Below are 24,909 nucleotides of genomic sequence, written 5' to 3' on the forward strand. Positions count from 1 at the left end.
GATGCCATGAGCCGCTATGCCGGCCATGTGCAGATCGTGACGACCGCGCATGAAGGCGAGAAACGCGGCGTGACCATCACCGCCGCCTGCTCGGTATCGGACAATCCGCCCATGCTGCTCGCCTGCGTCAATGCTTCCAACCCCAAGAACGCGATCTTCGAGAAGAGCGGCCGCTTCGCGCTGAACACGCTCTCCGCCGACCAGATCGAGCTTGCCAATGCCTTTTCCGGCCGCGATCCCTCGCTGACCTCCGAACAGCGCTTCGCCATGGGCAACTGGCAGGAGCTGGTGACGGGCGCGCCGGTGCTGAAGGACGCGCTCGCCGCCTTCGATTGCCGGGTCGTCGAGTTCAAGGTGATGGCCACCCATATGGTGCTCATCGGCGAGGTGATGGGCGTCTCCTTCGGCGAGCACAAACCGGCGCTTCTCTATATGGACCGGGGCTACCGCGCGCTATAAGTTCATCCTCCGGAATGGAGGAACGACGTGCCCTATCGACGCGGACAGACCCCGCAATCCATCGACGAGACCGTGGAGATGCTGGCGGCGGGGAACTACCTTGCCGGCCGTTCGCTGGCGACCGTACTGTTCCTCTCGCTGCGCATGAAGCGGCCGCTCTTCCTCGAAGGCGAGGCCGGCGTCGGCAAGACGGAGATCGCCAAGGTTCTGGCCTCCGCCCTCGACCGGCCGCTGATCCGCCTGCAATGCTACGAGGGGCTCGACATCTCCTCGGCGGTCTATGAGTGGAACTATCCGGCGCAGATGCTGGAAATCCGTCTTGCCGAAGCCTCCGGCACCACCGACCGCGGCCGCATCGAGGCCGATATCTTCTCCGAGCGCTACCTGATCCGCCGCCCGGTGCTGCAGGCGCTGTCCTCGCCGGACGGCCGCGCGCCCGTCTTTCTCATCGACGAGCTCGACCGCACCGATGAGGCCTTCGAGGCCTTTTTGCTGGAAGTGCTGTCGGACTTCCAGGTGACGGTGCCGGAGCTCGGCACGATCCGCGCCGCCGAACCGCCCATCGTCATCATCACGACGAACCGCACGCGCGAGGTGCACGACGCGCTGAAGCGGCGCTGTCTCTATCACTGGGTCGATTATCCCGACGCCGCGCAGGAGTTGGAGATCATCCGCCGCAAAGTGCCGGGCTGCAATGCGACGCTCTCGCAGCAGGTCGTCGCCTATGTCCAAAGGCTGCGCGGGCTCGACCTTTTCAAGAATCCCGGCGTTGCCGAGACGATCGACTGGGCGACGGCGCTCACCGAGCTCGACCGGATGGCGCTCGATCCGGAAACGGTTTCCGACACGCTGGGAACGCTGCTGAAATACCAGGACGATATCGCCCGCATCGAGGGCGCGGAGGGCCGCAAGCTGCTCGACGACGTGAAGGCCGGTCTGGCGGCGGCGGGTTGAGCGATGGCAAGGGCGGTGGGCAACGGAAATTCGGGCACTGCCGGTGACGGGCGGCTCGCCGACAATATCGTCCATTTCGCCCGCGTGCTGCGCAAGGCCGGCCTTCGCCTCGGCCCGGCGGCGGTGACGGACGCCATCGAGGCGGTGGAGGCCATCGGCATCGGCGAGCGCGAGGAATTCTACACCGCGCTCCACGCGACGCTCGTCAAGCGCCACGAGGACGACGCGGTCTTCGACGAGGCATTCCGCCTGTTCTGGCGCTCGCGCGATCTCGTCGGCAAGATGATCGCGCTGATGTCGCCCGTCGTGACCCGGCACGAGGAGCGGGAAAAGCGCAAGGCCGGAGAAACCCGCGTCTCGGACGCCTTGTTCGGCGGGCAGGAGGACCGGCACAGGGAGCGCGATGAGCCGGATATCGAGATCGACGCCCGCTTCACCGCCTCGGGCAGCGAGCTCCTGCGCCGGACGGACTTCGCGCAGATGACGTCCGCCGAGCTTGCGGCGGCGAAACGGGCGATTTCCGATCTTGTCCTGCCGATGGACGAGGTGCGCACGCGCCGCTTCCGCCGTAGCACCCGTCCCGTCGCCATCGACGCCCGCGCCACCATGCGCCATGCCATGCGCACCGGCGGCGCGCTGATCCTGCCGCGCCACCGCGAGCCGAAGACGGTGCATCCGCCGCTCGTCGTGCTCGCCGACATTTCCGGCTCGATGAGCCAGTACACGCGCATCTTCCTGCATTTCCTGCATGCTCTCGGCGAGACCCGCCGGGTCCACGCCTTCCTGTTCGGCACGCGGCTCAGCAATGTCACGCGCCAGATGCGCCACCGCGATCCCGACCTTGCCGTGGAGGCATGCAGCCAGTCGGTGAACGATTGGTCCGGCGGCACGCGCATCGGCGAGACACTGAAGGACTTCAACCGGCTCTGGTCGCGCCGCGTGCTGGGGCAGGGCGCCGTCGTGTTGCTCATCACCGACGGGCTGGAGCGCGAGGGCATCGAACTGCTCGAAAAGGAAATGGACCGATTGCACCGTTCCTGTCGGCAGCTCATCTGGCTCAACCCGCTCCTGCGTTTCGAAGGGTTCGAGGCACGGGCGCGCGGGGTGCGGGCGATGCTGCCGCATGTGGACGAATTGCGCCCGGTGCACAATCTGGAGGCCATGGCGGATCTGGTGGCAGCGCTTTCGGGCATGGTGCGGCGCGGCGCCGGCGATCCGCGCCGTTTCCTACCCGCGGCGTGAGAGAGTGAGGGAGGAGGAAAGAATGGACGCGAAGGATGTGCTCGATCCGCTGACGATCGCCGAGCGCTGGATGGATGACGGGCGCATGGTGGCGCTCGCGACCGTGGTCGAGACCTGGGGCTCGGCCCCGCGCCCCGTCGGCAGCCATCTCGTCATCGACGGCGAGGGCAATTTCCACGGCTCCGTCTCCGGCGGCTGCGTGGAGGGCGCGGTCATCGGCGAAGCGATGGAGGTGATAGGCGACGGCGAGCCGCGCATGCTGGAATTCGGCGTTGCCGACGAGACCGCGTGGCGCGTCGGCCTTTCCTGCGGCGGGCGCATCCGCGTCTATGTGGAGCGGGTGGGCTGATGGATCCCTATCTCCTGCGCAGGCTGAACAAGGAACGCGCCGCGCGCCGCGCCGTCCTTCACCTGACGGATCTCGGCGACGGGCGTGACCGGGTGATCCGCGAGGGCGATCCCGTCGCTGGGCCGCTCGGCGAGGCCGTTACCGCCGCCTTCCGCTCCGGCCGGTCCGGCGTGGTGGAGGCGGAGGAGCGGAAATTCTTCCTCAATGTCCACCTGCCGCCCGCCCGCATCGTCGTCATCGGCGCGGTCCATATCAGCCAAGCGCTGGCGCAGATGGCGAAGGTCACCGGCTTCGACGTCCTGATCATCGATCCGCGCACCGCTTTCGCCACGGAGGAGCGCTTTGCCGGCATCGATCTCGTCGCGGACTGGCCGGAGGATGTGCTGAAGACCCGTCCGCTCGACGCCTATACGGCGCTCGTCGCCGTCACGCACGATCCGAAGATCGATGATTTCCCGCTGTCGCAGGCGCTTTCCACCGGCTGCTTCTATGTCGGCGCTCTCGGCAGCCGGAAGACCCACGCCAAGCGCGTCGAGCGGCTGAAAGCGCTGGGACACGGCGAGGTGGAGATCGCGACGATCTCGGCGCCCATCGGCCTCGATATCGGCGCGGCGAGCCCGGCGGAGATCGCCGTCGCAATCCTCGCCGACATCGTCGCACATCTGCGCCGCCGCCCGTTACGCGAGGCCACGCCATGATCTTCGGGGAAGTGCCGGTCGGGGACGCGGTCGGCGCGCGGCTGGCGCATGGCGTGCGCGCGGAGGGGCTGTCGCTGCACAAGGGGCGCATCCTGACGGAGGAGGACCGCGCGGCGCTGGCCGGGGCGGGGATTTCGACCGTCATCGCCGTGCGGCTTGAGCCGGGCGATATCGGCGAGGACGAGGCGGCGGCGCTGATCGCCGCAGCTATCCCGCCGGATCATCTTGCCTTCACGCCGCCGGCGACCGGGCGCATCAATCTCCATGCGCAGGCAAACGGCCTTTTCGTTGCCGACCGTGCGGCGGTCGACCGCTTCAACCGCATCGATCCGGCGATCACGCTCGCCACCCTGCCGGATCACGTCAGCGTCGCGGCCGGCGACATGGTGGCGACGGTCAAGATCATTCCGCTCGCGGTGCCCGGCGCGCTCGTCCACGCGGCCGCGGCCGTCCTTGCTTCGAGCCGGGCGCTGGAGGTGAAGCCCTTCGCGGCGCATCGGGTCGGCGTCGTCGCGACGGAGTTGCCGTCCCTCAAGCCCTCGGTGATGGACAAGACGCGCCGGCTTTTCGAACAACGCCTCTCTCCCTCCGGCAGCCGGCTGACCGACGAGGTGCGCGTGCCGCACCGGGCCGAGGCGGTGGCCGATGCCATTCGCCGCGCGGCGCCGGAAAACGATGTCGTCGTCGTTTTCGGCGCCTCGGCGGTGACTGACGCCAATGACGTGATCCCCGCCGCGATCCGCGCGGCCGGCGGCGTAGTCGAGCATGTCGGCATGCCTGTCGATCCCGGCAATCTCCTCGTTCTCGGGCGCATCGGGTCGGTGCCGGTGCTCGGCGCGCCGGGTTGCGCGCGCAGCCCGAAGGAGAACGGTTTCGACTGGGTGCTTGCCCGCATCTTCGCTGGAGAAAAGCCCGGACCGCAGGAAATCACCGGCATGGGCGTCGGCGGGCTTCTGGCCGAGATTCCCAGCCGGCCCCAGCCGCGCGATATCCGCATGCCCGAGCGCCCGCTCTCCGTCGCCGCGCTCGTGCTGGCGGCGGGCCGCGCCAGCCGCATGCAGGGCAGCCACAAGCTGCTCGCCGCCTTCGAAGGCAAGGCGCTCGTCCGCCGCTCGGCGGAGGCGGCGCTTGCGGCAAGGCCATCGCGCGTGCTCGTGGTGACGGGGCACCGGGCGGAGGAGATCGAGGCGGAGCTTGCGGGCCTCAGGATCGATATCGTCCGCAATCCCGATCATGCGCAGGGCATGTCGACCTCGCTGCGCGCCGGCGTCTCTGCGCTCGGTCCGGGCTGCGACGGCGTCGTGGTGATGCTGGCCGACATGCCGCATGTCACCGGCGCGGATGTGCGCCGCCTGCTCGACGCCTTTGCGGCGGCCGGCAGCCATGCCATCGTGCGGGCGGTGTCGGGCGGCAAGCGCGGCAATCCCGTCGTGCTGCCGCGTTCCACCTTCGCCGCCATCTTGCAGCTCGAAGGCGATGTCGGCGCCCGGCATATCGTGGAGAGCGCCGGGCTCGATGTGGTGGACGTGGAGATCGGCGCGGCGGCGCATGTCGACGTCGACACGCCGGAGGCAGTGGTCGCGGCGGGCGGTATTCTGAGGGATTAGCGATGGATCGGGATGAGATCGAGGAAATGTTCCAGGCGCTCGGGCCGGTGACGATCCGGCGCATGTTCGGCGGCAAGGGCATCTACCATGCGGGCCGTATCCTGGCGCTGGAGGTGGATGGCGAGATCCTCCTGAAGGCGGATGCGGAAAGCGGGCCGGATTTCGAAGCCGCCGGCAGCCGACAATGGTCCTACGAGGGCAGGAGCGGCAAGCCGGTGAAGATGCCCTACTGGTCGATCCCGGACGAGGCCCTCGACGACCCGGACGAGATGGCCATCTGGGTGCGCCGGGCCTACGAAGCGGCGTTGCGGGCGAAATGACGCGCGCCGAGCGCCTTGACGGCATCGGCGGCGAAGCGCGAGAGCGGCGAGGGCAGGGCATCCAGCGGGAACCAGCCGAATTCCGGCAGCTTCTCCGGCTCCATGACGCGCGCCTCGCCCGCGAAATCCTCGGTGACATAGATGAGCGAAACCCAGTGCTGGCGCTCGTCCGCGATGATCTGCTCGGAAAGGCAGAGGAACTCGACGGCGCCGATGGAAAGGCCGGATTCCTCCTCGGCCTCGCGGCGGGCGCTGTCGACGGCGCGCTCCATGTGGTCGACCTTGCCCCCGACGATGTTCCACGAACCGGCTTCCGGCGCACGCAGGCGGCGATAGAGCAAAAGCTTGCCCTCACGCAAAACAGCCAGGCCACAACCGAGGCCCGGCATGTCGATGCCTGGAAGGGACATGGATCGGATCAGGCCTTGCCGGCGATCAGCATGAAGGCCGGAACCTCGTCGCCAAAGCCGAGCGGCGTCGGGCCGTCATCCTCGTCGCGGCGATAGCGGTTGCGGCGATCGCGGCTGTCGTCGTTGGCCGGACGCGGCGCGGCGTGGTTTGCGGACCGCGGATTGCGGGCGGAATTCTGCGGCCGCCCTTCCGCCTTGCGTTCAGCTTTCACGGCTTCCACCTTCTCTTCGGTCTCGCTGGTCTCGATGCGGGTTTCCGCCGCACGGCTTTCGCCCTTGCGACCGCGGGAACGATCGCGGTCGCGGTCACGACCGCCGCGATCGCGGCCGCCGCGGGGGCGTTCGCGCTCTTCGCTCTCGGCCTGCTGCGGCAGGTCCTCAATGCCGCCGTTCAGCCATTCGACCTTCTGATCGATCAGCTTTTCGATGGCATCGACGAATTTTCCGTCGCGCTTGGATACCAGGGTGAAGGCGGCGCCCGAGCGGCCGGCACGGCCGGTGCGGCCGATGCGGTGGACATAGTCCTCGGCATGGATCGGGACGTCGAAGTTGAAGACGTGGCTCACGTCCGGAATGTCGAGGCCGCGGGCGGCAACGTCGGATGCCACGAGGAGCGTGAGCTTGTTTTCCTTGAAATTGGCCAGCATCGTCGTGCGGGCCCGCTGGTCCATGTCGCCATGCAGCGCGCCGACGGAGAAGCCGTGGCGGTCGAGCGAGCGGAAGAGATCGGCGACGTCGACCTTGCGGTTGCAGAAGATGATGGCGTTCTTCAGGTCGTCCTGCGCGCGGATGAGGTCGCGCAGCGTGGCGCGCTTCTCGTAATCCTTGCCGTGCGTGGCGACGAGGCGCTGCGTCACGGTCTTGGCGGTGGAGGAGGGCGGCGCCACCTCGATCCGCTCCGGGTTCTGCAGGAAACGGTCGGCCAGCTTCTGGATTTCCGGCGGCATGGTGGCCGAGAAGAAGAGGGTCTGGCGGGTGAAGGGGATGAGCTTGGCGATGCGCTCGATATCCGGGATGAAGCCCATGTCGAGCATGCGGTCGGCTTCGTCGATGACGAGGATTTCCACGCCGGTCATCAGCAGCTTGCCGCGCTCGGTATGGTCGAGCAGGCGGCCGGGAGTGCAGATCAGGACGTCCGCGCCGCGCTCCAGCTTGCGGTCCTGCTCGTCGAAGGAGACGCCGCCGATGAGCAGCGCCACGTTGAGCTTGTGATTCTTGCCGTACTTTTCGAAGTTCTCCGCGACCTGCGCGGCAAGTTCGCGCGTCGGCTCGAGGATGAGCGTGCGCGGCATGCGGGCACGTGCGCGGCCCTTTTCGAGCAGCGTCAGCATCGGAAGGACGAAGGAGGCGGTCTTGCCGGTGCCCGTCTGGGCAATGCCGAGAATGTCGCGCCGCGCGAGCGCCGGCGGGATGGCGCCAGCCTGGATGGGAGTCGGGATCGTATATCCCGCATCCGTGACGGCGGACAGGACTTTCGGGCTCAGGCCAAGATCAGCAAAAGTGGTCAAAGGGAAAACAGTTTCCGTTCCGGTTCTTGCGAACGCTATGGGTTTCAGCGGCGCAATAGCCGCAAGGATGCAGCGCACATATGCCGAAAGTGCCGGAAAGTCAAGGAAATCAGCGAATTTGGTAAATCCGCGAGTGATTTGAAGCCGATGGCAGACAATTTTGTCATACTGAAGCGCCCGGGCTTGCGCTACGTCAATCCATATAGGTCGTCAGCTTCATGCCTGCGGTGAGGAAGCGCATCGGGTCGACGGCCTTGCCGTTGCGGCGCACTTCGTAGTGTACATGCGGGCCCGTGGAACGGCCCGTCGTGCCGGAAAGGCCGACCGGATCGGAGGCTTCCACGTGGTCGCCGATCTTGACGAGCACGCGGGAAAGGTGCGCGTAGCGGGTCGTCAGGCCATTGCCGTGGTCGATCTCCACCATGTTGCCGTAGCCGCCCGTGCGGCCGGCCACCGTGACCGTGCCGGCGCCGGTGCAATGGACCTCGGTGCCCGTCGCGGCGCGGAAGTCTATCCCGGCATGAAGGGCGAGGCGGCCGAGGAACGGATCGGTGCGGTTGCCGAAGCGGCTGGTGATGTTGCTGCCGGGCGCGGGATTGCCGAAGGGCAGCTTGCGTGCGGTGCGGCGGGCGGCGTCGAGCCGGTCCAGCGCGGTGTCGAGATCGCTGATCGATTCCTCGAAAGCATCGCCCGGGCTCATCGGCTCGACGAAGGGGCCGCCGATGGCCGTGTCGGCGGACGCGTCCGCCGGGATGCCTTCGGCAATGTCGAAGCCGGTGCGGCGCAGGATCTTCTGGATGGCATCCGCCGTTTCCGAGGCGCCGGCCGTGAGCGACTGGATGCGACCGAGCTGTTCGTGCTCGAGATCCTTCAGCGACAGCGTGACCTTCGAGAACATGCGGTCGGCGTGGTCGGCGACCGATTCGCCCGTGGAAGCATAGGCGAGCTGCGTCGTCTTCTGTGGCGTAATGCCCATGATGGCCTCGATCGCGCCGGTCGCATCGGCGCGGCGTCCGTCCGTCATTGGCTTCTCGCCGGGCAGGGGCACCGTTTCGCCGCCATCGACGCCGCTGCTTTCGGCGCGGCTCAGCAGGGCGTCGAGCTTGCCGTGGCGCTCGGACAGCGCGAGCTGCTGCTGCATCAGCTTCTCGACCTTCTCCTCCACCACTTGCTGATCGAGGAGCTGGCGGCTGGTGACGCGGTCGACCTGGGCGCGGAGGGCGGAAATGCGGTCCTCGTAGTCGTGCTGCATGCGGGCCTGGCGCGCCATGGTGGCGCCGATCAGGTCGTCGCGCAGGACGAGATAGGAGGTGGCAGCGAGATAGCCGACGGTGAACATGCCGGCAAAGCAGAGCGTCACAGCGGCCATCCAGGGACGGATGGTCATATGGCGGATCTTGTCGCCGCTCGCCAGGATCACGACATGCTGCTGCGCGCGTTTTCCGAAGACACGGTTTTCAGGACGCTCCGCCACCTAAAACTCCCCGGCCGATTCTCATGGTTCTCGTGCAGGGAATTACACATTGTTAGGGTTAATAAAGCCTTTCCAGGGCGGTTTTTCCGCCCGGAATATCAGCTCTGGCTGACGGAAACGAGCGCCCGGTAGAAGGACGGCGTCAATCCCGCCTCGGCGCGGGCTATATCGTTGAAGGGCGGTTTCAAGGGGCTCCGGAAATTCAGGCGGACAAGCTCCTTGAAGGCGACGGACGGGTCCTTCTTCTCCCGGGCGCAGAGGAAGCGGAACCATTTGGCCCCGACGGCCACATGGCCTTTCTCGTCGTTGTAGATGACGTCGAGGATGTCGGCGCTGACATGGTCGCCCGTCTCGCGCATCTTCGCCTGCAGGGTCGGCGTCACGTCGAGGCCGCGCGCTTCCAGGATGAGCGGCACCACGGCAAGGCGCGCCGTCAGGTCGTTGCGCGTGTCGTGCGCGGCCTGCCAGAGCCCGTCATGCGCCGGCAGGTCGCCATAGTCCGCGCCGAGCTCGCGCAGGCGGTCGCGCACGAGCCGGAAGTGCTTGGCCTCCTCGAACGCCACCTGCATCCAGCCGTCGAAGAAGGAATGCGGCACCCGCTCCGTCGTGAAGCGGGCGACGATGTCGAGCGCGAGGTCCACGGCGTTGAGCTCGATATGGGCGAGGGCATGGAGAAGGGCGATGCGGCCTTTCAATGTGTGCAGCGAGCGCTTCTCCATATGCCTGGGCGGAATGAGCTCCGGCTTTTCCGGGCGGCCCGGCCGGAGCGGCAGTGCGGGATCGCGCGGCGAGCGCATCGAAAGCGTGCGGGCGAACCAGCGCCGGGCGGTCTCCTGCGCCAGCGCCGTCTTCAGGTCGAGGTCGGCCGCAAGGATTGCCGCCGTCGCCCCACCGCGCAGGCTTTCGATATGCGGAAGATCTGTCATCTCAGTGCCCTGTTTCCGGTTCTTAAAGTTTCCTGGCAGCGTCGAGCACCGCCTCGACATGGCCCTTGACCTTCACCTTCGGCCAGATCTCCGCGATCTTGCCCTCGGCATCGACGAGCACCGTCGTGCGCTCGACGCCCATATAGGTGCGGCCATACATGCTCTTTTCCTTCCACACGCCATAGGCCTCCAGCGTTTCATGGCTCTCGTCGGAGGCGAGCGGGACGGCGAGGTCGTGCTTCTGGACGAACCGGTCGTGCTTCTTCACCGGATCGGGCGAAAGGCCGATGAGTGCGACGCCTGCCGCATCGAAATCGGCTTTTGCGGCGGTGAAGTCCTTGGCTTCCATCGTGCAGCCTTCAGTGTCGTCCTTCGGATAGAAGAACAGCACGACCGGACGGCCGCGGAATTCGGAAAGCGAGATTGTACCGCCACCGTCGCGCGGAAGCGTGAAATCCGGCGCTTCGGCGCCTCGGACGAGTTCTGCCATGGGATTTCCTTTCTTTGGCCGGCTTTTTGAGTCAGGGACACGGCTTCCCGCATATATAGTGACAGGCAGAATCGTCCAGCGGCGAGCAGGCGATGCGCGGCAATTCCATGGGATAACGCGGCGCAGAGGGGCAGAGGAAACAGACGCGAGATGGGAGAAATCCGCGGCGAGAAAGTCGTGTTCCGGAAGCAGGACATCGTTCCGCTGCATGAATTGCCGTCCGCGCAGGCGCATGAGCCCATCGTCCTGCATGCCGTCGAGGCGAGCCGCACGGGTATTCTCTGCCGCATCGCCGCGACGGCCGTCGCGCTCGTGCTGTTCCTCGGCGCGGTCGTCATCGGCCTCGTCGAGATGGGGATTTTCGACAATGCGCTGAATGCCCGCGCCGTCACGGCGCTCAATCAGGCGCTCGGGCCGCGCTACCGGGCTTCTGTCGATCATACGGTCGTGCGGCTTGCGGGTCTCAACGGCTTCGCGCTGAAGGCGGAGAACGCGCGCATCATCGAGGTCGAATCGGGCAAGGAGCTGGCGACCACCGAATCCGTCGGAATCGTGCTCGATCCCTGGGCGCTTGCCACGGGCCATGTCGCGGTCTCGCGTCTGGATGTGGACGGCGCGATGTTCAACGCGGCGCTCCTGCCGAAGAGCAAGCCGCTCGACCTTGCCGCGCTACGCATTTCCGATGTGCCGGACTATCTCAAGACCACCTTCGAACGGCTGGACGGCATCAATCGCCTGATCGACGTCAACGCGATGCAGGCCGTCAGCATTTCCGAACTCGGTGCGACCTTTGCGGGGCCGAACGGCAAGCCCGTGGTGCTTTCCGTCGCCAGCCTGCGGTTTTCCCGCGACGATGCCGGCGTGATGTCCATCGAGGGAGCCTTCGAGCTGCAGGGCAAGGAGGGGGAGATCGACCTGAAGGCGGCGACGGGCAACGGGGCCGTGCAGGGGCTCGACGGGACGATCCGCAATATTGCGCTAGGCGACTTCTTCCTCAGCCACAGCCCGGACGGCGAGGTGCATGCCGGCCTCGATACGACGGTGGATCTTGCCGTCCACGCGCGCCGCGAGAGCGAACAGGCAAAGCCGCAGCTGACGCTGGGCGTGAAGCTTGCCGCCGGCGCGATCTACGGCGACGGCGTCGCCGCCGAGCTGCGGCCGTCCACCGTGCAGGCGACCTACAATTTCGACAAGGGCGCCATCGAGCTCGCCTCGTCGGATGCCGGCGTCGGGCTCTCGCACTTTCCCTTCACGGGTGGCCTGATCGATCTCGACCGCGTATCCGACAAGCCGGACAAGGGCTTTGCCATCGACCTCGTCTTCAGCAATGCGATCAGCCGTCCGGTCGATTCCAGCGAGGCGCCGATCCGCTTCGACGCCAAGGTGAGCGGCGCCTATCTGCCGGCGGCCAGGAAGCTGCAGTTCGACGAGATGGCCGTGTCGAGCGACAAGGGCAATGTCGCCGGCTCGCTCGCCATGCGCTTTTCCGACCGCGAGCCGGAGGTGAGCTTCGTGATGATCGCCAGCGAGCTCCAATCCGCGGCGGTCAAGCAGTTCTGGCCCTTCTGGATGGGCAAGATTGCGCGCAGCTGGGTTCTGAAGAACATCTACGGCGGCACCATCACCAATGGCCGCATCGAGTTCTATCTTGCCGAAGGTCGCCCGCGCGAGCCGGGCGTGCCGATGCATCTCGACGCGAACGAATTGAAGATCGATTTCGACATCGAGGGCGCCCGCATGAACATCGCGGGCGATATTCCGCCGCTGCGCGATACGTCCGGCAAATTCCGCCTGCGCGGCCCGCGCACGGAAATCTCCATTACCGGTGGCACGGCCTATTTCCCCTCTGGGCGCACGGTAGCGCTGACCGGCGGCACCTTCGTGCTGCCGGACAATTACACCAAGCCGCTGATGGCGGACATGGATATCGACGTTTCCGGCGATGCCGACGCCATCGCCGAACTCGTGACCTACAAGCCGATCCGCGCGCTGCCGGCGACCGGTTTTGCGCCGGAGGATTTCAGCGGTCACGTGAAGGCCAAGGTGAAGGCGCATTTCGGGGTCGTTTCCGCGCACAATCCGCCGCCGCCGCAATGGACCGCGGCCCTGACCCTCGACGACGTGGACGTGCGCAAGCCGATCGCCGGGCGCAATGTCACGGGACTGCATGGCCTGCTCGCCATCGATCCCACGGTGGCCAGTCTCGATGCGAAAGCCGATATCGACGGCGTTCCGCTCAATCTCGAACTGGTCGAGCCGGTCGACAAGAAGGCGGGCATCGCGCGCAAGACGGTTCTGACCGGGACGCTCGGCAACAAGGAGCGGCGCAAGCTGCTCCCGGGGCTCGACGACGTGATCGAGGGCAATATCGCTGTCCGGCTCGAACAGGAGGGCGACGGTCCGCGCCAGGTCGAGGCCGATGTCGGCGCTGCCGCGATCTCCATTCCCTGGCTCGGCTGGACGAAGGGAGCAGGCATCGGCGGCAAGGTGACGTTGACCGCGAATACAGACGACAAGGTGACACGGATTTCCGGTTTCCGCTTTGCCGGCGACGGTTTCAGCGTTTCGGGCGATCTCGCGTTTCACGGCACGACGCTGGATTCGGCGAACTTCTCCACTGTCCGCCTGTCCGCCGACGACCGGTTCAGCCTGAAGGTCGACCGCGCCAAGTCCGGCTATCAGGTGCGTGCCGATGGCGAGGCCGCGGACCTGCGCCAGGTGCTGGCGCGGCTGAAGAATCCGGGTGGTGGCAGCGACGGCGGGGACAAGCAGAATATCAGCGTGGAGGCCAATCTCTCGCGGGTGGTGGGCTTCAACGGTGAGACCCTTTCCGGCGTCAATTTCCGCTATGCGACGGCGGGCGATCGCATTTCAGCGGTCGATCTCTCCGCCGTGACGGAGAGCGGCGCACCGGTCGTGGTGAAGCTCGCCAATAACGGCGCCATCGATATCATCCAGTTGACGAGTGGCGACGCCGGCGCCGTCGCGCGCTTCGCAGATATCTACGGCCACCTGCGCGGCGGTCTTTTGAACGTGCGGCTGAGCCAGCGGACCAATGGCGGCTGGGCGGGTTCGGTCGACATCCGCAATTTCGCGCTCGTCGGCGAGGAGCGGCTGCGCTCGCTCGTCTCCACCCCGGCCGGCGAGAACGGCCGCAGCCTGAACGACGCCGTGCGCCGCGAGATCGACGTCAGCGCGGTGAAATTCTCGCGCGGCTTCGCGCAGGTGCGGATCGGCGGCGGTACGCTCGCCCTCGACAACGGCGTGGTGCGCGGCGAAACGGTGGGCGCGACCTTCCAGGGAACCGTGCGCGACGCCAACGGCCGGATCGACATGACCGGCACCTTCATGCCGGCCTATGGCCTCAACCGGCTGTTCGCCGAGCTGCCGCTGATCGGCATCATCCTCGGCAACGGCAACGACCGCGGCCTGATCGGCATTACCTTCAAGCTCTCCGGCGCCTTCGACAAACCGAACCTCATCATCAACCCGCTCTCGATCATCGCGCCGGGCGTCTTCCGCAACATCTTCGAGTTCCAATGAAAAAGGCCGCCCGGAGGCGGCCTCGATGGTGAAGTGTGTCCGGCCGCTCAGGCCGGGCGGACGAGAATATGCTTCTTCTTGCCGAGCGAAAGCTTGATCACGCCGTCGGCGGAAACGTCCGCCGTGCCGATGACGCGGCGCTCGTCCGATACGGCCGTATCGTTGATGCGTACGGCACCGCCCTGGACATGGCGGCGCGCTTCGCCGTTGGAGGCGGCAAGCCCGGCCTTGACGACGAGCGTCAGCAGGCCGATGCCAGCTTCCAGTTCACCCGCCGCGACGTCGATCGACGGCAAGTTTTCCGCGATCGCGCCTTCCTCGAAGGTCTTGCGCGCGGTCTCGGCGGCCTGTTCGGCGGCCTGCCGGCCATGCAGCATCGCCGTCACTTCCGTCGCGAGGATTTTCTTCACCTCGTTGATCTCGGCGCCGCCGAGCGCGGAAAGGCGGGCGATTTCGTCCATAGGCAGCGTCGTGTAGAGCTTCAGGAAGCGCGGAACGTCCGCATCTTCCGTGTTGCGCCAGTACTGCCAGAAATCATAGGCCGAGAGCATTTCCGGGTTCAGCCACACGGCGCCGGAGAGCGACTTGCCCATCTTGGCGCCAGACGCGGTGGTCAGCAGCGGCGAGGTAAGGGCGTAGAGCTGCGGCGTGCCCATGCGGTGGCCGAGGTCGATGCCGTTGACGATGTTGCCCCACTGGTCGGAGCCGCCCATCTGCAGGCGCACGTCGTAGCGCTTGTTCAGTTCCACGAAGTCGTAGGCCTGCAGGATCATGTAGTTGAATTCGAGGAAGGACAGCGACTGCTCGCGTTCGAGGCGCATCTTCACGCTGTCGAAGGAGAGCATGCGGTTGACCGAGAAATGCCGGCCGACATCGCGCAGGAATTCGAGATAGTTGATGCCGAGCAGCCAGTCGGCATTGTTGATCATCAGCGCGTCCTTCGGGCCGTCTCCATAGGTCAGGTAGTTGGAGAAGACCTTCTTGATGCCGGCGATGTTGGTGCTCAGCGTTTCCGGCGTCAGGAGCTGGCGCGCCTCGTCCTTGAAGGAGGGGTCGCCCACCATGCCGGTGCCGCCGCCCATCAGTGAGACCGGGCGGTGGCCGGTCTTCTGGAACCAGTGCAGCATCATGATCTGGATGAGCCCGCCGGCGTGGAGACTCGGCGCCGTCGGATCGAAGCCGATATAGGCCGTCACGGTTTCCTTGGCGAGAAGATCGTCGAGGCCGGTTTCATCGGAAATCTGGTGGATGAAGCCGCGCTCTTTCAGCGTGCGAAGGAAATCGGATTTGAATTCGGACATGGCCTGTCTCTCTGGTGGGATCGTGCTTGGTCGGGAAGATTTTCCCGCGGACCGCCGGGCGTTTAGCACCGTTTGCGCGCATAATCACTCCAAAAGTGATTCTGGAGTGGCGGCATGACGGGGATGTTGACGGCGATTGGCCTGATGAGCGGCACGAGCCTTGATGGCATCGACGTGGCGCTGCTGCGCACGGACGGTGAGGCTGTGGTCGAGCGCGGACCGTCGATGGGGCGTTCCTACGACGTGGCCTTCCGCCGCCGGCTGCAAGGCGCGCTGGAGACAGCCAAGATGATCGGCGAGCGCGGCGAGCGGCCGGGCGATCTGGATGAGATCGAGCGCGAACTGACCCTTCGCCATGCCGAGGCGGTGCGCGCCTTCCTTACCGAGAACGATCTGCGGCCGGATGACATCGACGTTATAGGCTTCCACGGCCAGACCGTGCTGCACCGGCCGAATCAGGGCCTCACCGTGCAGCTCGGCGACGGCGACCTGCTGGCCCGCGAGACCGGCATCGACGTGGTCTACGACATGCGGGCGAACGACATGGCGCATGGCGGGCAGGGTGCGCCGCTGATCCCGGCCTATCATGCCGCGCTTGCCGCAGGCCTTTCCCGCGCCAGCGGCGAGGCTGTGGTCTTCGTCAATATCGGCGGCATTTCCAACATCACCTTCGTCGGCAGCGGCAGCGAGATCGTCGCCTATGACAGCGGGCCGGGCAATACGCTGATCGACCAGTGGGTGGAGGCCCATGCCGGCATTCCCTACGACCAGGGCGGCCTGATCGCCTCGGAGGGCAGGGTGGATGCCGGTCTTGTCGAGCGCTACCTCGGCCACGTCTTCTTCACCGACAAGGTGCGCCGCTCGCTCGACCGCAACGATTTCCGCCCGCCGCAAGGCGCGGAGGCGAGCCTCGAGGACGGTGCGCGCACGCTGGCGCATGTCACCGCCGCCGCCATCCTGCGCTCCGCCCGCCATCTGCCGGAGCGGCCGAAGCTCTATGTCGTCTGCGGCGGCGGGCGGCTCAATCCGGTCATCATGGACGACCTTGCAGCGCTTGCCGGGTCGGAGGGCGCCGCGGTCGTGGCCGCGGAGGCGGTCGATCTCAACGGCGACAGCATGGAAGCGGAGGCCTGGGCCTATCTCGCCGTACGCTCGCTGCGCGGGCTGCCGCTCACCTTCCCGGGAACGACGGGCGTGACGGCGCCGGTGACGGGCGGCCTGTTGCGGAAAGCAGCCCCTTCCGATTAACGCTTTTTTTGTCGCCGTTCTCTAGCATCCGTCCGATCGCACCGGGGCGTTTCCGCACGGCGCGACATCGGTTCTTGTGTAAGGTGGCCAATGAGTGGCGCAGGTTTCCTGCTGACGGTGAACTTCCTCATCGCGCAGTGTTTCTGCATGTTTTTCCTGGCGGTTTCCGCCCGCAGCCGCAATCGGGTCGCCGCCCGCTGGTTTGCCGGCTGCTTTGCCGTCGCGTCTCTCTCGACCGTCTTCGAACTGCTCGTCGCCTATGTTCCCCCGGCGAAACCCTGGGCGATCCTCGCCTTCGCCTCGATGCTGGGCGGCATGTTCATGCTGCGCGTCGGCATCGGCCAGCTTTATGGCCTGAAGACCAGCCGACTCGGGCTTGCCGCGCTCTTTGCCGCCTTCGTCACGGTCGACTGTTTCATCTACGATCTGCCGCGCGGTACGCTGCAGCACGCGCTGCCCTACCAGACGCCCTTTGCGGTGGCGCTCGGCCTCAGCGCCTTCGCGGCCTGGCGCGCGCGGGAGAAAACCTTCGTCGACCGGGCGCTTGTCGTGCTGCTGGCCGTCACCAGCGCGCATTTTCTCCTCAAGGCTTTTGCCGCCGTCCTTGCTGGATCGGGCAATACGGCGAAGGACTACCTCGCCAGCCAGTTCGCGCTCGTGTCGCAGAGCATGGGCGCGGTGCTCATCGTCGCCGTCGGCCTCATGCTGCTCTGCGTGCTCGTGCTGGAGATCGTCGCGGACGAAAAGGTCAACGCGGAGATCGACCCGCTCTCCGGCCTGCTCAATCGCCGCGGCTTCGACAACCGGGTCGATGCGCTGATTGCGGGCCCGGGGCCGCACAGCATCGTGCTCTGCGACCTCGACCACTTCAAAGCGGTGAACGACACCCATGGCCACCAGGGCGGTGACGCGGCCATCCGCGCTTTCGGCGAAATGCTCAGCGCAGCGGCGCCCAAGGGCGCGCTTGCCGCGCGTATCGGCGGGGAGGAATTCCTCATGTTCCTGCCGCGCACCGGCAAGGAGGCCGCCTTGCTCTTCGCCCATGCGCTGCGGGCGACGCGGGCCGTCTCGCCCATTCCGGGCCTTCCGGCCGGAATAAGGGTGACGTCCAGCTTCGGTGTTGCCGAAATCGGCGACCGGGAGCCCTTCCGGTTCGCCATGCGCCGGGCCGATGACGCGCTCTATGCCGCCAAGAATGCCGGCCGCGACTGCGTGCGCGAGGCCGAGCCGCCGGCCGTCGTGCTGGAAGTCGTCAAGCGGGCGAACTGACGGTAAAGAAAAAGCCCGGAGGCGGGGCCTCCGGGCTCGATGACTTTGGCTTTCGGCCGATCAGCGGATGCGCTTGGCGGCCGGTTCCGGCGTCAGTTCGCCGGCAAGGCGACGGTCGAGATAGTCCTCGCATTCCGCCATCAGCGTCTCGGTCTGGCCGTTGAAGAAGTGATTGGCGCCCGGCACGGTCTTGTGCGTGATCAGGATACCCTTCTGTGCCTTCAGCTTTTCGACGAGCCCGTTGACGTCCTTCTCCGGCGCGACCTTGTCGGCTTCGCCATTGATGATCAGGCCGGACGACGGGCAGGGCGCCAGGAACGAGAAGTCGTAGGTGTTCGGCTGCGGCGCGATCGACATGAAGCCTTCGATCTCGGGGCGGCGCATCAGCAGCTGCATGCCGATCCAGGCGCCGAAGGAATAGCCGGCGACCCAGCAGCTCTTGGAATCGGGATGCAGGCTCTGCACCCAGTCCAGCGCCGAGGCGGCGTCGGAGAGTTCCCCCGCGCCGTGGTCGAATTCGCCCTGGCTGCGGCCGATGCCGCGGAAATTGAAGCGGAGCGTCGTGAAACCGCGCTTCTGGAACATGTAGAAGAGCTGGTAGACGATCTGGTTGTTCATCGTGCCGCCGAACTGCGGATGCGGGTGCAGCACGATGGCGATAGGGGCGTTCTTCTGCTTGGACGGCTGGTAACGGCCTTCGAGGCGACCGGCGGGTCCGTTGAAGATGATTTCGGGCATTCTTACTCCGGCACATTCGCGTTCTGAAACGGATTCTTGTCAAGTCAAGTCTTGACGAAAGCACTCAGCTTTTCTAGAACCTAGTTTAGAACTGTTCGAAACTGTTTGGACGCATCTGGCGCCATGAGTTTGGTGTCATAAGGCAAGCCCGGCGGAAATTTCAAGAAAAATGCACGCCGCCTTGAACTTGCCGGACACGCACGGATAACGAATGACGAAGACTGAGCGCACATATCTCGACTGGAACGCCACCGCGCCCTTGCTGGCCGCGGCGCGCGAGGCCGTGATCGCCGCGCTCGACACGGTCGGCAATCCGTCTTCCGTGCATGGCGAGGGCCGGGCGCTGCGCATGCTGGTGGAAGCCGCGCGCCGTGACGTTGCCGCGCTCGTCAATACAGCGCCTGCCCATGTGATTTTCACGAGCGGCGCGACCGAGGCGGCGAACCTTGTCCTGACGCCCGATTACCGCATGGGTCGCACGCCGCTTGCCGTCGGTCATCTCTATGTGTCCGAGATCGAGCATCCGGCGGTCCGCGAGGGCGGGCGCTTTCAGCGGGAGAACGTAACGACCGTTCCGGTCACGCGCGCCGGTGTGGTGGATCTGGAAGCGCTCGAAACGCTGCTCCAGAACCATGACAAGGCCAAGGGTCTGCCGATGGTTGCCATCATGCTCGCCAACAACGAGACGGGCATCGTCCAGCCGGTGAAGGCTGCCGCAGAAATCGTGCGCCGCCATGGCGGGCTGCTTGTCGTCGACGCGGTGCAGGCCGTCGGCCGCATGCCGGTCGATATCGAGGCGCTGGATGCCGATTTCCTCATCGTCTCCTCCCACAAGCTCGGTGGCCCGAAGGGCGCCGGCGCGCTCGTGACGCGCGGCGAAGTGCTGATGCCCGCGCCGCTGATCCGCGGCGGCGGGCAGGAGAAGGGGCATCGTTCCGGCACGGAGAACCCGGCCGCGCTTGCGGGCTTTGCCGCCGCGGCGCGTGCAGCGACCGACGACATGGTTGAGCGCAATGCCCGGATCACCGGTCTGCGCGATGCGCTGGAGGCGGGCATGCGGCTTGCGGCCAATGACGTGATCATCCACGGCGCGGACGGTGAGCGCGTCGCCAATACGTCCTTCTTCAGCCTGCCGGGTCTCAAGTCCGAGACGGGGCAGATCGCCTTCGACCTCGAAGGCATTGCGCTTTCGGCAGGTTCCGCCTGCTCGTCCGGCAAGGTCGGCCAGAGCCATGTGCTGACGGCCATGGGCTTCGACGCCGCGCTCGGCGGACTTCGCGTCTCGCTCGGGCCGGGATCGGCGCAGGCGGATGTGGATCGGTTTCTGGCCGCTTTCTCACGCGTCGTCTCGCGGCGACGCGTGACTGGGAACGCGGCCTGAAGGATTCTTGCGGAAACGCGAGTTTTCGCTTGCCAAAGGGTGGGAAAAGCCGCCTTTGGCGCTTACATAACCGGCGGCTGACCGCCACCCGTTAACAAGCTGCCGGACCTTGTCTCCGGCGAGATTGGAGAACGATATGCCTGCGGTGCAGGAAACGATCGATCAGGTCCGTCAGATTGACGTCGACCAGTACAAATACGGCTTCGAGACGAAGATCGAAATGGACAAGGCTCCGAAGGGGCTTTCCGAGGATATCATCCGCTTCATCTCTGCCAAGAAGGACGAGCCGGATTGGATGCTCGAATGGCGCCTCGACGCCTATCGCCGCTGGCTGACCATGGAAGAGCCCACCTGGGCGCGCGTCGATTATCCCAAGATCGACTTCAACGACCTCTACTACTATGCCGCTCCGAAGAACCAGAGCGGCCCGAAGTCGCTTGACGAGGTCGATCCCGAGCTGCTGAAGACCTACGAGAAGCTCGGCATTCCGCTGCGCGAGCAGGAAATCCTCGCCGGCGTCGAGAAGTCCAAGATAGCCGTCGACGCCGTCTTCGACTCCGTCTCCGTCGTCACGACCTTCAAGGAAGAGCTGAAGAAGGCCGGCGTGATCTTCATGTCGATCTCCGAAGCCATCCGCGAACATCCCGAGCTCGTGAAGAAGTATCTCGGCTCCGTCGTCCCGGCGACCGACAATTTCTACGCCACGCTGAACACCGCCGTCTTCACCGATGGCTCGTTCGTCTTCGTGCCGAAGGGCGTTCGCTGCCCGATGGAACTGTCGACCTACTTCCGTATCAACGAGAAGAACACCGGCCAGTTCGAGCGCACGCTGATCATCGCGGAAGAGGGCGCTTACGTGTCCTACCTCGAAGGCTGCACCGCGCCGCAGCGTGACGAGAACCAGCTTCACGCCGCCGTGGTCGAACTCGTCGCGCTCGACGATGCCGAGATCAAGTATTCCACCGTCCAGAACTGGTATCCGGGCGACAAGGAAGGCAAGGGCGGCATCTACAACTTCGTGACGAAGCGCGGCGATTGCCGCGGCAAGAACTCGAAGATTTCGTGGACGCAGGTCGAGACCGGCTCCGCCATCACCTGGAAGTACCCGTCCTGCATCCTGCGCGGCGATGGTTCGCGCGGCGAGTTCTACTCGATCGCCGTTTCCAACGGCCATCAGCAGATCGACTCGGGTACCAAGATGATTCATCTCGGCAAGAACACGTCGAGCCGCATCGTCTCCAAGGGCATTTCCGCAGGCTTCTCCAACAACACCTATCGCGGCCAGGTTTCGGCCCACCGCAAGGCGGAGAACGCGCGTAACTTCACCCAGTGCGACTCGCTGCTGATCGGCGACAAGTGCGGTGCGCATACCGTGCCCTATATCGAGGCGAAGAACGCCACGGCCCAGTTCGAGCACGAGGCGACCACCTCAAAGATCTCCGAGGACCAGCTGTTCTACTGCCTGCAGCGCGGCATCCCGACCGAAGCGGCGATCGCGCTGATCGTGAACGGCTTCGTCAAGGAAGTCATTCAGGAACTGCCGATGGAATTTGCCGTCGAGGCGCAGAAGCTGATCGGCATCTCGCTGGAAGGCTCGGTCGGCTGACCTTCGCCCATTGATCATCCGGGCGCGCGCAAGACGCGCGCCGCCAAACGAATTCGTCCGAAAAGGATATGTCCATGCTTGAAATCAAGAACCTGCACGCCCGCATCGCCGAAGACGGCACCGAGATCATCCGCGGCCTGAACCTCACCGTGAAGGCTGGCGAAGTCGCCGCCATCATGGGCCCGAACGGCTCCGGCAAGTCGACGCTTTCCTACATCCTCTCCGGCCGCGAGGACTATGAAGTCACCGAGGGCGACATCCTCTATAACGGCGAGAGCATTCTGGAACTCGACCCGGCAGAGCGCGCCTCCAAGGGCATCTTCCTCGCCTTCCAGTATCCGGTCGAAATCCCGGGCGTTGCCACCATGCAGTTCCTCAAGGTCGCGATGAACGAGCAGCGCAAGGCGCGCGGTGAGGACGAGCTGACGACGCCAGACTTCATGCGCCGCGTCAAGGAAGCCGCCGCCGAACTGAAGATCGCGCCGGAAATGCTGCGTCGTCCGCTGAACGTCGGTTTCTCCGGCGGTGAGAAGAAGCGCGCCGAAATCCTGCAGATGTCGCTGCTGGAGCCGAAGCTGTGCGTTCTCGACGAGACCGATTCCGGCCTCGACATCGATGCCCTGAAGATCGTCGCCGACGGCGTCAATGCGCTGCGCTCGCCGGATCGCGCCGTCATCGTCATCACGCACTACCAGCGCCTGCTCGACTACATCGTGCCGGATACGGTCCACGTTCTCTACAAGGGCCAGGTCATCAAGTCCGGCGACAAGACGCTGGCGCACGAGCTGGAAGCGAACGGCTATGCCGACATCATCGGTGCTGCCGCCTGACGGCACGGTGAAGGAGTGATCCCATGAACATGCAGACAGGCATGAAGCTTTCGGTCGCCGAGACCGCGCTTTGCGAAGCCTATGACAACGCCATCGGCGAACTGCCGGGCGACGGCGCGGTTCTGGCCGCGCGTGACACGCTGATCAGCGACTTCAAGGCCGCCGGCCTTCCGACGCGCCGCGTCGAGGCGTGGCACTATACGGACCTCAAGGCGCTGCTGCGCGCCGTTCCGGCTTTCGACCCGGCGACTTCGGTCGCCAAGGTCGGCCCGCTGGTCGAGGGTTCGGCCGTGGTTTCTGTCGCCAACGGCCTTGCCGACGCCCGCGCGACGGCCGCGGGCGTGACGGTGCGGACTTTCAAGGATGCGCTGGTGGACGGCACCGCCGCCGCAGGGCTTGCCGCCCGTGACGGCGACGATGCCATCGGCCGCATCAACGGCGCCTTCGTGCGCGACGGTTTCGTGCTCGATCTGGCTGATGGTACCGAGCTGGAAGCGCCGCTCGAAATCCAGACGATCCAGAACGCCGGCCAGACGCATACGCGCTTCCCGGCAACCTTCGGCGCCAATACGAAGGCGACTGTCATCGAGCGCCATGTCGCCGGCGGCGAGAACGCTGCCTTCGTGACGACGGTCAGCGACATCACGCTTGCCGACGGTGCGGAGATCACCTGGATCATCCTGCAGACGCAGGGCGCGGCGGATACCCATCTCGGTCAGATCCGCATCACGCTCGGCACCGACGCGAAGCTTCGCCTTTACGTGGTCAATGCCGGCGGCAAGCTCGTCCGGCAGGAAATCCATGTGGTCGTTTCGGGCGAGGGATCGGACCTGACGCTGCGCGGCATCAACCTGCTTGGCGGCGAGACGCACACTGACGTGACCTTCACGGTCGGCCATGACGTGCCGAACACGACGTCGAGCGAAGTCATCCGCAACGTGATCTTCGATCGCGCCCGCGGCGTCTTCCAGGGCCAGATCCGCGTTGCGCCGGATGCCCAGAAGACCGACGCCAAGATGTCGTGCAACACGCTGTTGCTCTCCGACGAAGCCGACTTCTCCGCCAAGCCGGAGCTGGAAATCTTCGCCGACGACGTGCAGTGCGGCCACGGCGCGACCGTGATCGATATCGACCACACGCAGCTCTATTACCTGATGGCGCGCGGCATCCCGGAAAACAAGGCGCGCGCCATGCTGGTCAACGCCTTCGTCGCCGAGATCGTCGAGGAGCTGGAAGACGAGCCGCTGGTCGAAGCGCTGGAAGGCATCATCGCCGCCTGGCTGGAAAAGCACGCCTAGTTTAGGACGATCGAGATGGAACACGCACCCGCACTGGCCTACGACGTCGAGGCGATCCGCAAGGATTTCCCCATCCTGTCGAAAACGGTCTATGGCAAGCCGCTGGTCTATCTCGACAACGGCGCCTCGGCGCAGAAGCCGCAGGTGGTGATCGACGCGGTCGCACATGCCTATTCCAACGAATATGCAAACGTGCACCGCGGCCTCCATTTCCTGTCGAATGCCGCAACGGACGCCTATGAGGCGGCGCGCGAAAAAGTGCGCCGTTTCCTGAATGCCTCTTCGGTCGATGAGATTATCTTCACGAAATCCTCGACCGAGGCGATCAACACGGTCGCCTATGGCTACGGCATGCCCAAGATCGGCGAGGGCGACGAGATCGTCCTTTCGATCATGGAGCATCACTCCAACATCGTGCCGTGGCATTTCATTCGCGAGCGGCAGGGTGCGAAGCTCGTCTGGGCGCCGGTCGATGAAACGGGCGCGTTCCAGATCGAAGAGTTCGAGAAGTGCCTGACGGAGCGCACCAAGCTCATCGCCATCACGCATATGTCGAATGCGCTCGGGACCATAGTGCCGGTCAAGGAAGTCTGCCGCATCGCGCGCGAGCGCGGCATTCCTGTGCTGGTGGACGGCTCGCAGGGTGCCGTGCACATGCCGGTCGACGTGCGCGATATCGATTGCGACTGGTACGTGATGACCGGCCACAAGCTCTACGGCCCCTCGGGCATCGGCGTGCTCTACGGCAAGATGGATCGCCTGAAAGAGATGCGCCCGTTCCAGGGCGGCGGCGAGATGATCGTCGACGTGAGCGAGGATATCGTCACCTACAACGATCCGCCGCACCGCTTCGAGGCCGGCACGCCGCCCATCGTGCAGGCGATCGGCCTCGGCTATGCGCTTGACTACATGGAGAAGATCGGCCGCGCGGCGATTTCCGCCCATGAGGCGGACCTGCGCGACTACGCCCATGAGAGGCTTTCGGCGATCAATTCGCTGCGCATCTTCGGCACGGCGCCGGGCAAGGGTTCCATCTTCTCCTTCGAGCTGGAAGGCATCCATGCCCATGACGTGTCTATGGTGATCGACCGGGCAGGGGTTGCGGTGCGCGCCGGCACCCATTGCGCCCAGCCGCTCTTGAAACGCTTCGGCGTCACCTCCACATGCCGGGCATCGTTCGGCCTCTACAATACGCGTGCCGAAGTCGATGCATTGGCCGATGCGCTCGACCATGCCCGCAAGTTCTTTGCCTAGGAGC

At 65.5% G+C, this 24,909-nt stretch carries 22 protein-coding genes; 15 read left to right on the top strand and 7 right to left on the bottom strand.

What is annotated here, in order from left to right:
* Positions 1 to 6 precede the first annotated feature (6 nt).
* From ShzoTeo12_RS06625 to ShzoTeo12_RS06655, 7 genes are all read left to right on the top strand, one after another.
* Positions 7 to 459: a flavin reductase family protein gene (locus tag ShzoTeo12_RS06625; protein WP_205536226.1), complete on the top strand. Its 453-nt coding sequence runs from the start codon at positions 7 to 9 to the stop codon at positions 457 to 459.
* Between the two features lie 78 nt (positions 460 to 537).
* Positions 538 to 1,413, top strand: a complete 876-nt coding sequence (locus ShzoTeo12_RS06630; RefSeq protein ID WP_318912391.1) for a MoxR family ATPase — start codon at positions 538 to 540, stop codon at positions 1,411 to 1,413.
* A 15-nt stretch (positions 1,414 to 1,428) separates the two neighbouring features.
* Positions 1,429 to 2,655, top strand: a complete 1,227-nt coding sequence (locus ShzoTeo12_RS06635) for a VWA domain-containing protein (RefSeq protein WP_318911763.1) — start codon at positions 1,429 to 1,431, stop codon at positions 2,653 to 2,655.
* Between the two features lie 22 nt (positions 2,656 to 2,677).
* Positions 2,678 to 3,004, top strand: coding sequence for an XdhC family protein (locus ShzoTeo12_RS06640; RefSeq protein WP_119258314.1), 327 nt, complete (start codon positions 2,678 to 2,680; stop codon positions 3,002 to 3,004).
* Positions 3,004 to 3,702, top strand: a complete 699-nt coding sequence (locus ShzoTeo12_RS06645; protein ID WP_318911764.1) for an XdhC family protein — start codon at positions 3,004 to 3,006, stop codon at positions 3,700 to 3,702. The genes ShzoTeo12_RS06640 and ShzoTeo12_RS06645 overlap by 1 nt, the downstream gene beginning before the upstream one ends.
* Complete coding sequence (locus tag ShzoTeo12_RS06650) at positions 3,699 to 5,309, top strand: molybdopterin-binding/glycosyltransferase family 2 protein (RefSeq protein ID WP_318911765.1); 1,611 nt, start codon at positions 3,699 to 3,701, stop codon at positions 5,307 to 5,309. The genes ShzoTeo12_RS06645 and ShzoTeo12_RS06650 overlap by 4 nt, the downstream gene beginning before the upstream one ends.
* Before the next feature lie 2 nt (positions 5,310 to 5,311).
* Positions 5,312 to 5,629, top strand: coding sequence for a TfoX/Sxy family protein (locus ShzoTeo12_RS06655; protein ID WP_119258311.1), 318 nt, complete (start codon positions 5,312 to 5,314; stop codon positions 5,627 to 5,629).
* Here ShzoTeo12_RS06655 and ShzoTeo12_RS06660 read toward each other — a convergent pair.
* The 5 genes from ShzoTeo12_RS06660 to bcp form a co-directional block, all read right to left on the bottom strand.
* Complete coding sequence (locus tag ShzoTeo12_RS06660) at positions 5,602 to 6,039, bottom strand: NUDIX domain-containing protein (RefSeq protein WP_318911766.1); 438 nt, start codon at positions 6,037 to 6,039, stop codon at positions 5,602 to 5,604. The two genes, ShzoTeo12_RS06655 and ShzoTeo12_RS06660, sit on opposite strands and share 28 nt — an antisense overlap.
* 8 nt (positions 6,040 to 6,047) lie before the next feature.
* Positions 6,048 to 7,547 carry a DEAD/DEAH box helicase gene (locus tag ShzoTeo12_RS06665; RefSeq protein WP_119258309.1) on the bottom strand — a complete coding sequence of 500 codons (1,500 nt, stop codon included), beginning with the start codon at positions 7,545 to 7,547 and terminating at the stop codon, positions 6,048 to 6,050.
* Between the two features lie 193 nt (positions 7,548 to 7,740).
* Positions 7,741 to 9,021 carry a M23 family metallopeptidase gene (locus ShzoTeo12_RS06670; RefSeq protein ID WP_318911768.1) on the bottom strand — a complete coding sequence of 427 codons (1,281 nt, stop codon included), beginning with the start codon at positions 9,019 to 9,021 and terminating at the stop codon, positions 7,741 to 7,743.
* Positions 9,022 to 9,119: 98 nt separating this feature from the next.
* Positions 9,120 to 9,947: a ferritin-like domain-containing protein gene (locus tag ShzoTeo12_RS06675; RefSeq protein WP_318911769.1), complete on the bottom strand. Its 828-nt coding sequence runs from the start codon at positions 9,945 to 9,947 to the stop codon at positions 9,120 to 9,122.
* 22 nt (positions 9,948 to 9,969) lie between these two features.
* Entirely contained in the window at positions 9,970 to 10,437 is a 468-nt protein-coding gene (bcp, locus tag ShzoTeo12_RS06680) for a thioredoxin-dependent thiol peroxidase (protein ID WP_318911771.1), read from the bottom strand.
* A 150-nt stretch (positions 10,438 to 10,587) separates the two neighbouring features.
* On the opposite strand from bcp, the gene ShzoTeo12_RS06685 reads away from it, so the two are divergent.
* The gene (locus tag ShzoTeo12_RS06685) at positions 10,588 to 13,980 is read left to right on the top strand and encodes a DUF3971 domain-containing protein (protein WP_318911772.1); all 3,393 of its coding nucleotides are present in this window, start codon (positions 10,588 to 10,590) and stop codon (positions 13,978 to 13,980) included.
* A gap of 47 nt (positions 13,981 to 14,027) precedes the next feature.
* Here the strand turns inward: ShzoTeo12_RS06685 and tyrS are convergent, their stop codons facing one another.
* The gene (tyrS, locus tag ShzoTeo12_RS06690; protein WP_119258305.1) at positions 14,028 to 15,281 is read right to left on the bottom strand and encodes a tyrosine--tRNA ligase; all 1,254 of its coding nucleotides are present in this window, start codon (positions 15,279 to 15,281) and stop codon (positions 14,028 to 14,030) included.
* A 114-nt stretch (positions 15,282 to 15,395) separates the two neighbouring features.
* Here tyrS and ShzoTeo12_RS06695 point away from each other — a divergent pair, with 114 nt between their 5' ends.
* Both ShzoTeo12_RS06695 and ShzoTeo12_RS06700 read left to right on the top strand, forming a co-directional pair.
* Entirely contained in the window at positions 15,396 to 16,529 is a 1,134-nt protein-coding gene (locus ShzoTeo12_RS06695; protein WP_318911774.1) for an anhydro-N-acetylmuramic acid kinase, read from the top strand.
* A 90-nt stretch (positions 16,530 to 16,619) separates the two neighbouring features.
* The gene (locus ShzoTeo12_RS06700; RefSeq protein WP_318911776.1) at positions 16,620 to 17,798 is read left to right on the top strand and encodes a GGDEF domain-containing protein; all 1,179 of its coding nucleotides are present in this window, start codon (positions 16,620 to 16,622) and stop codon (positions 17,796 to 17,798) included.
* A 60-nt stretch (positions 17,799 to 17,858) separates the two neighbouring features.
* Here the strand turns inward: ShzoTeo12_RS06700 and ShzoTeo12_RS06705 are convergent, their stop codons facing one another.
* On the bottom strand, positions 17,859 to 18,536 hold the full coding sequence (locus ShzoTeo12_RS06705) for an alpha/beta hydrolase (protein WP_119258302.1): 678 nt from the start codon (positions 18,534 to 18,536) through the stop codon (positions 17,859 to 17,861).
* Positions 18,537 to 18,747: 211 nt separating this feature from the next.
* Between ShzoTeo12_RS06705 and ShzoTeo12_RS06710 the strand changes: the two genes are divergently transcribed.
* From ShzoTeo12_RS06710 to ShzoTeo12_RS06730, 5 genes are all read left to right on the top strand, one after another.
* Positions 18,748 to 19,917 carry a cysteine desulfurase family protein gene (locus ShzoTeo12_RS06710; protein WP_318911779.1) on the top strand — a complete coding sequence of 390 codons (1,170 nt, stop codon included), beginning with the start codon at positions 18,748 to 18,750 and terminating at the stop codon, positions 19,915 to 19,917.
* A gap of 136 nt (positions 19,918 to 20,053) precedes the next feature.
* Positions 20,054 to 21,523, top strand: a complete 1,470-nt coding sequence (gene sufB / locus ShzoTeo12_RS06715) for a Fe-S cluster assembly protein SufB (RefSeq protein ID WP_242223200.1) — start codon at positions 20,054 to 20,056, stop codon at positions 21,521 to 21,523.
* A 74-nt stretch (positions 21,524 to 21,597) separates the two neighbouring features.
* Positions 21,598 to 22,353: a Fe-S cluster assembly ATPase SufC gene (gene sufC / locus ShzoTeo12_RS06720; protein WP_119258299.1), complete on the top strand. Its 756-nt coding sequence runs from the start codon at positions 21,598 to 21,600 to the stop codon at positions 22,351 to 22,353.
* A gap of 23 nt (positions 22,354 to 22,376) precedes the next feature.
* The gene (gene sufD / locus ShzoTeo12_RS06725; protein ID WP_318911785.1) at positions 22,377 to 23,651 is read left to right on the top strand and encodes a Fe-S cluster assembly protein SufD; all 1,275 of its coding nucleotides are present in this window, start codon (positions 22,377 to 22,379) and stop codon (positions 23,649 to 23,651) included.
* A gap of 15 nt (positions 23,652 to 23,666) precedes the next feature.
* Positions 23,667 to 24,905, top strand: coding sequence for a cysteine desulfurase (locus ShzoTeo12_RS06730; protein ID WP_318911787.1), 1,239 nt, complete (start codon positions 23,667 to 23,669; stop codon positions 24,903 to 24,905).
* Positions 24,906 to 24,909: the final 4 nt, after the last annotated feature.

Origin of the sequence: Shinella zoogloeoides (genome assembly GCF_033705735.1) — a bacterium.
Taxonomy (GTDB): Bacteria; Pseudomonadota; Alphaproteobacteria; order Rhizobiales; family Rhizobiaceae; genus Shinella; species Shinella zoogloeoides_A.

Bases quoted from the DNA above. Each gene is read 5' to 3' on its own strand.
- ShzoTeo12_RS06625 (WP_205536226.1), top strand. From the start codon at position 7: ATGAGCCGCTATGCCGGCCATGTGCAGATCGTGACGACCGCGCATGAA.
- ShzoTeo12_RS06630 (WP_318912391.1), top strand. From the start codon at position 538: ATGCTGGCGGCGGGGAACTACCTTGCCGGCCGTTCGCTGGCGACCGTA.
- ShzoTeo12_RS06640 (WP_119258314.1), top strand. From the start codon at position 2,678: ATGGACGCGAAGGATGTGCTCGATCCGCTGACGATCGCCGAGCGCTGG.
- ShzoTeo12_RS06645 (WP_318911764.1), top strand. From the start codon at position 3,004: ATGGATCCCTATCTCCTGCGCAGGCTGAACAAGGAACGCGCCGCGCGC.
- ShzoTeo12_RS06650 (WP_318911765.1), top strand. From the start codon at position 3,699: ATGATCTTCGGGGAAGTGCCGGTCGGGGACGCGGTCGGCGCGCGGCTG.
- ShzoTeo12_RS06655 (WP_119258311.1), top strand. From the start codon at position 5,312: ATGGATCGGGATGAGATCGAGGAAATGTTCCAGGCGCTCGGGCCGGTG.
- ShzoTeo12_RS06660 (WP_318911766.1), bottom strand. From the start codon at position 6,039: ATGTCCCTTCCAGGCATCGACATGCCGGGCCTCGGTTGTGGCCTGGCT.
- ShzoTeo12_RS06675 (WP_318911769.1), bottom strand. From the start codon at position 9,947: ATGACAGATCTTCCGCATATCGAAAGCCTGCGCGGTGGGGCGACGGCG.
- bcp (WP_318911771.1), bottom strand. From the start codon at position 10,437: ATGGCAGAACTCGTCCGAGGCGCCGAAGCGCCGGATTTCACGCTTCCG.
- ShzoTeo12_RS06685 (WP_318911772.1), top strand. From the start codon at position 10,588: ATGGGAGAAATCCGCGGCGAGAAAGTCGTGTTCCGGAAGCAGGACATC.
- tyrS (WP_119258305.1), bottom strand. From the start codon at position 15,281: ATGTCCGAATTCAAATCCGATTTCCTTCGCACGCTGAAAGAGCGCGGC.
- ShzoTeo12_RS06695 (WP_318911774.1), top strand. From the start codon at position 15,396: ATGACGGGGATGTTGACGGCGATTGGCCTGATGAGCGGCACGAGCCTT.
- ShzoTeo12_RS06700 (WP_318911776.1), top strand. From the start codon at position 16,620: ATGAGTGGCGCAGGTTTCCTGCTGACGGTGAACTTCCTCATCGCGCAG.
- ShzoTeo12_RS06705 (WP_119258302.1), bottom strand. From the start codon at position 18,536: ATGCCCGAAATCATCTTCAACGGACCCGCCGGTCGCCTCGAAGGCCGT.
- ShzoTeo12_RS06710 (WP_318911779.1), top strand. From the start codon at position 18,748: ATGACGAAGACTGAGCGCACATATCTCGACTGGAACGCCACCGCGCCC.
- sufB (WP_242223200.1), top strand. From the start codon at position 20,054: ATGCCTGCGGTGCAGGAAACGATCGATCAGGTCCGTCAGATTGACGTC.
- sufC (WP_119258299.1), top strand. From the start codon at position 21,598: ATGCTTGAAATCAAGAACCTGCACGCCCGCATCGCCGAAGACGGCACC.
- sufD (WP_318911785.1), top strand. From the start codon at position 22,377: ATGAACATGCAGACAGGCATGAAGCTTTCGGTCGCCGAGACCGCGCTT.
- ShzoTeo12_RS06730 (WP_318911787.1), top strand. From the start codon at position 23,667: ATGGAACACGCACCCGCACTGGCCTACGACGTCGAGGCGATCCGCAAG.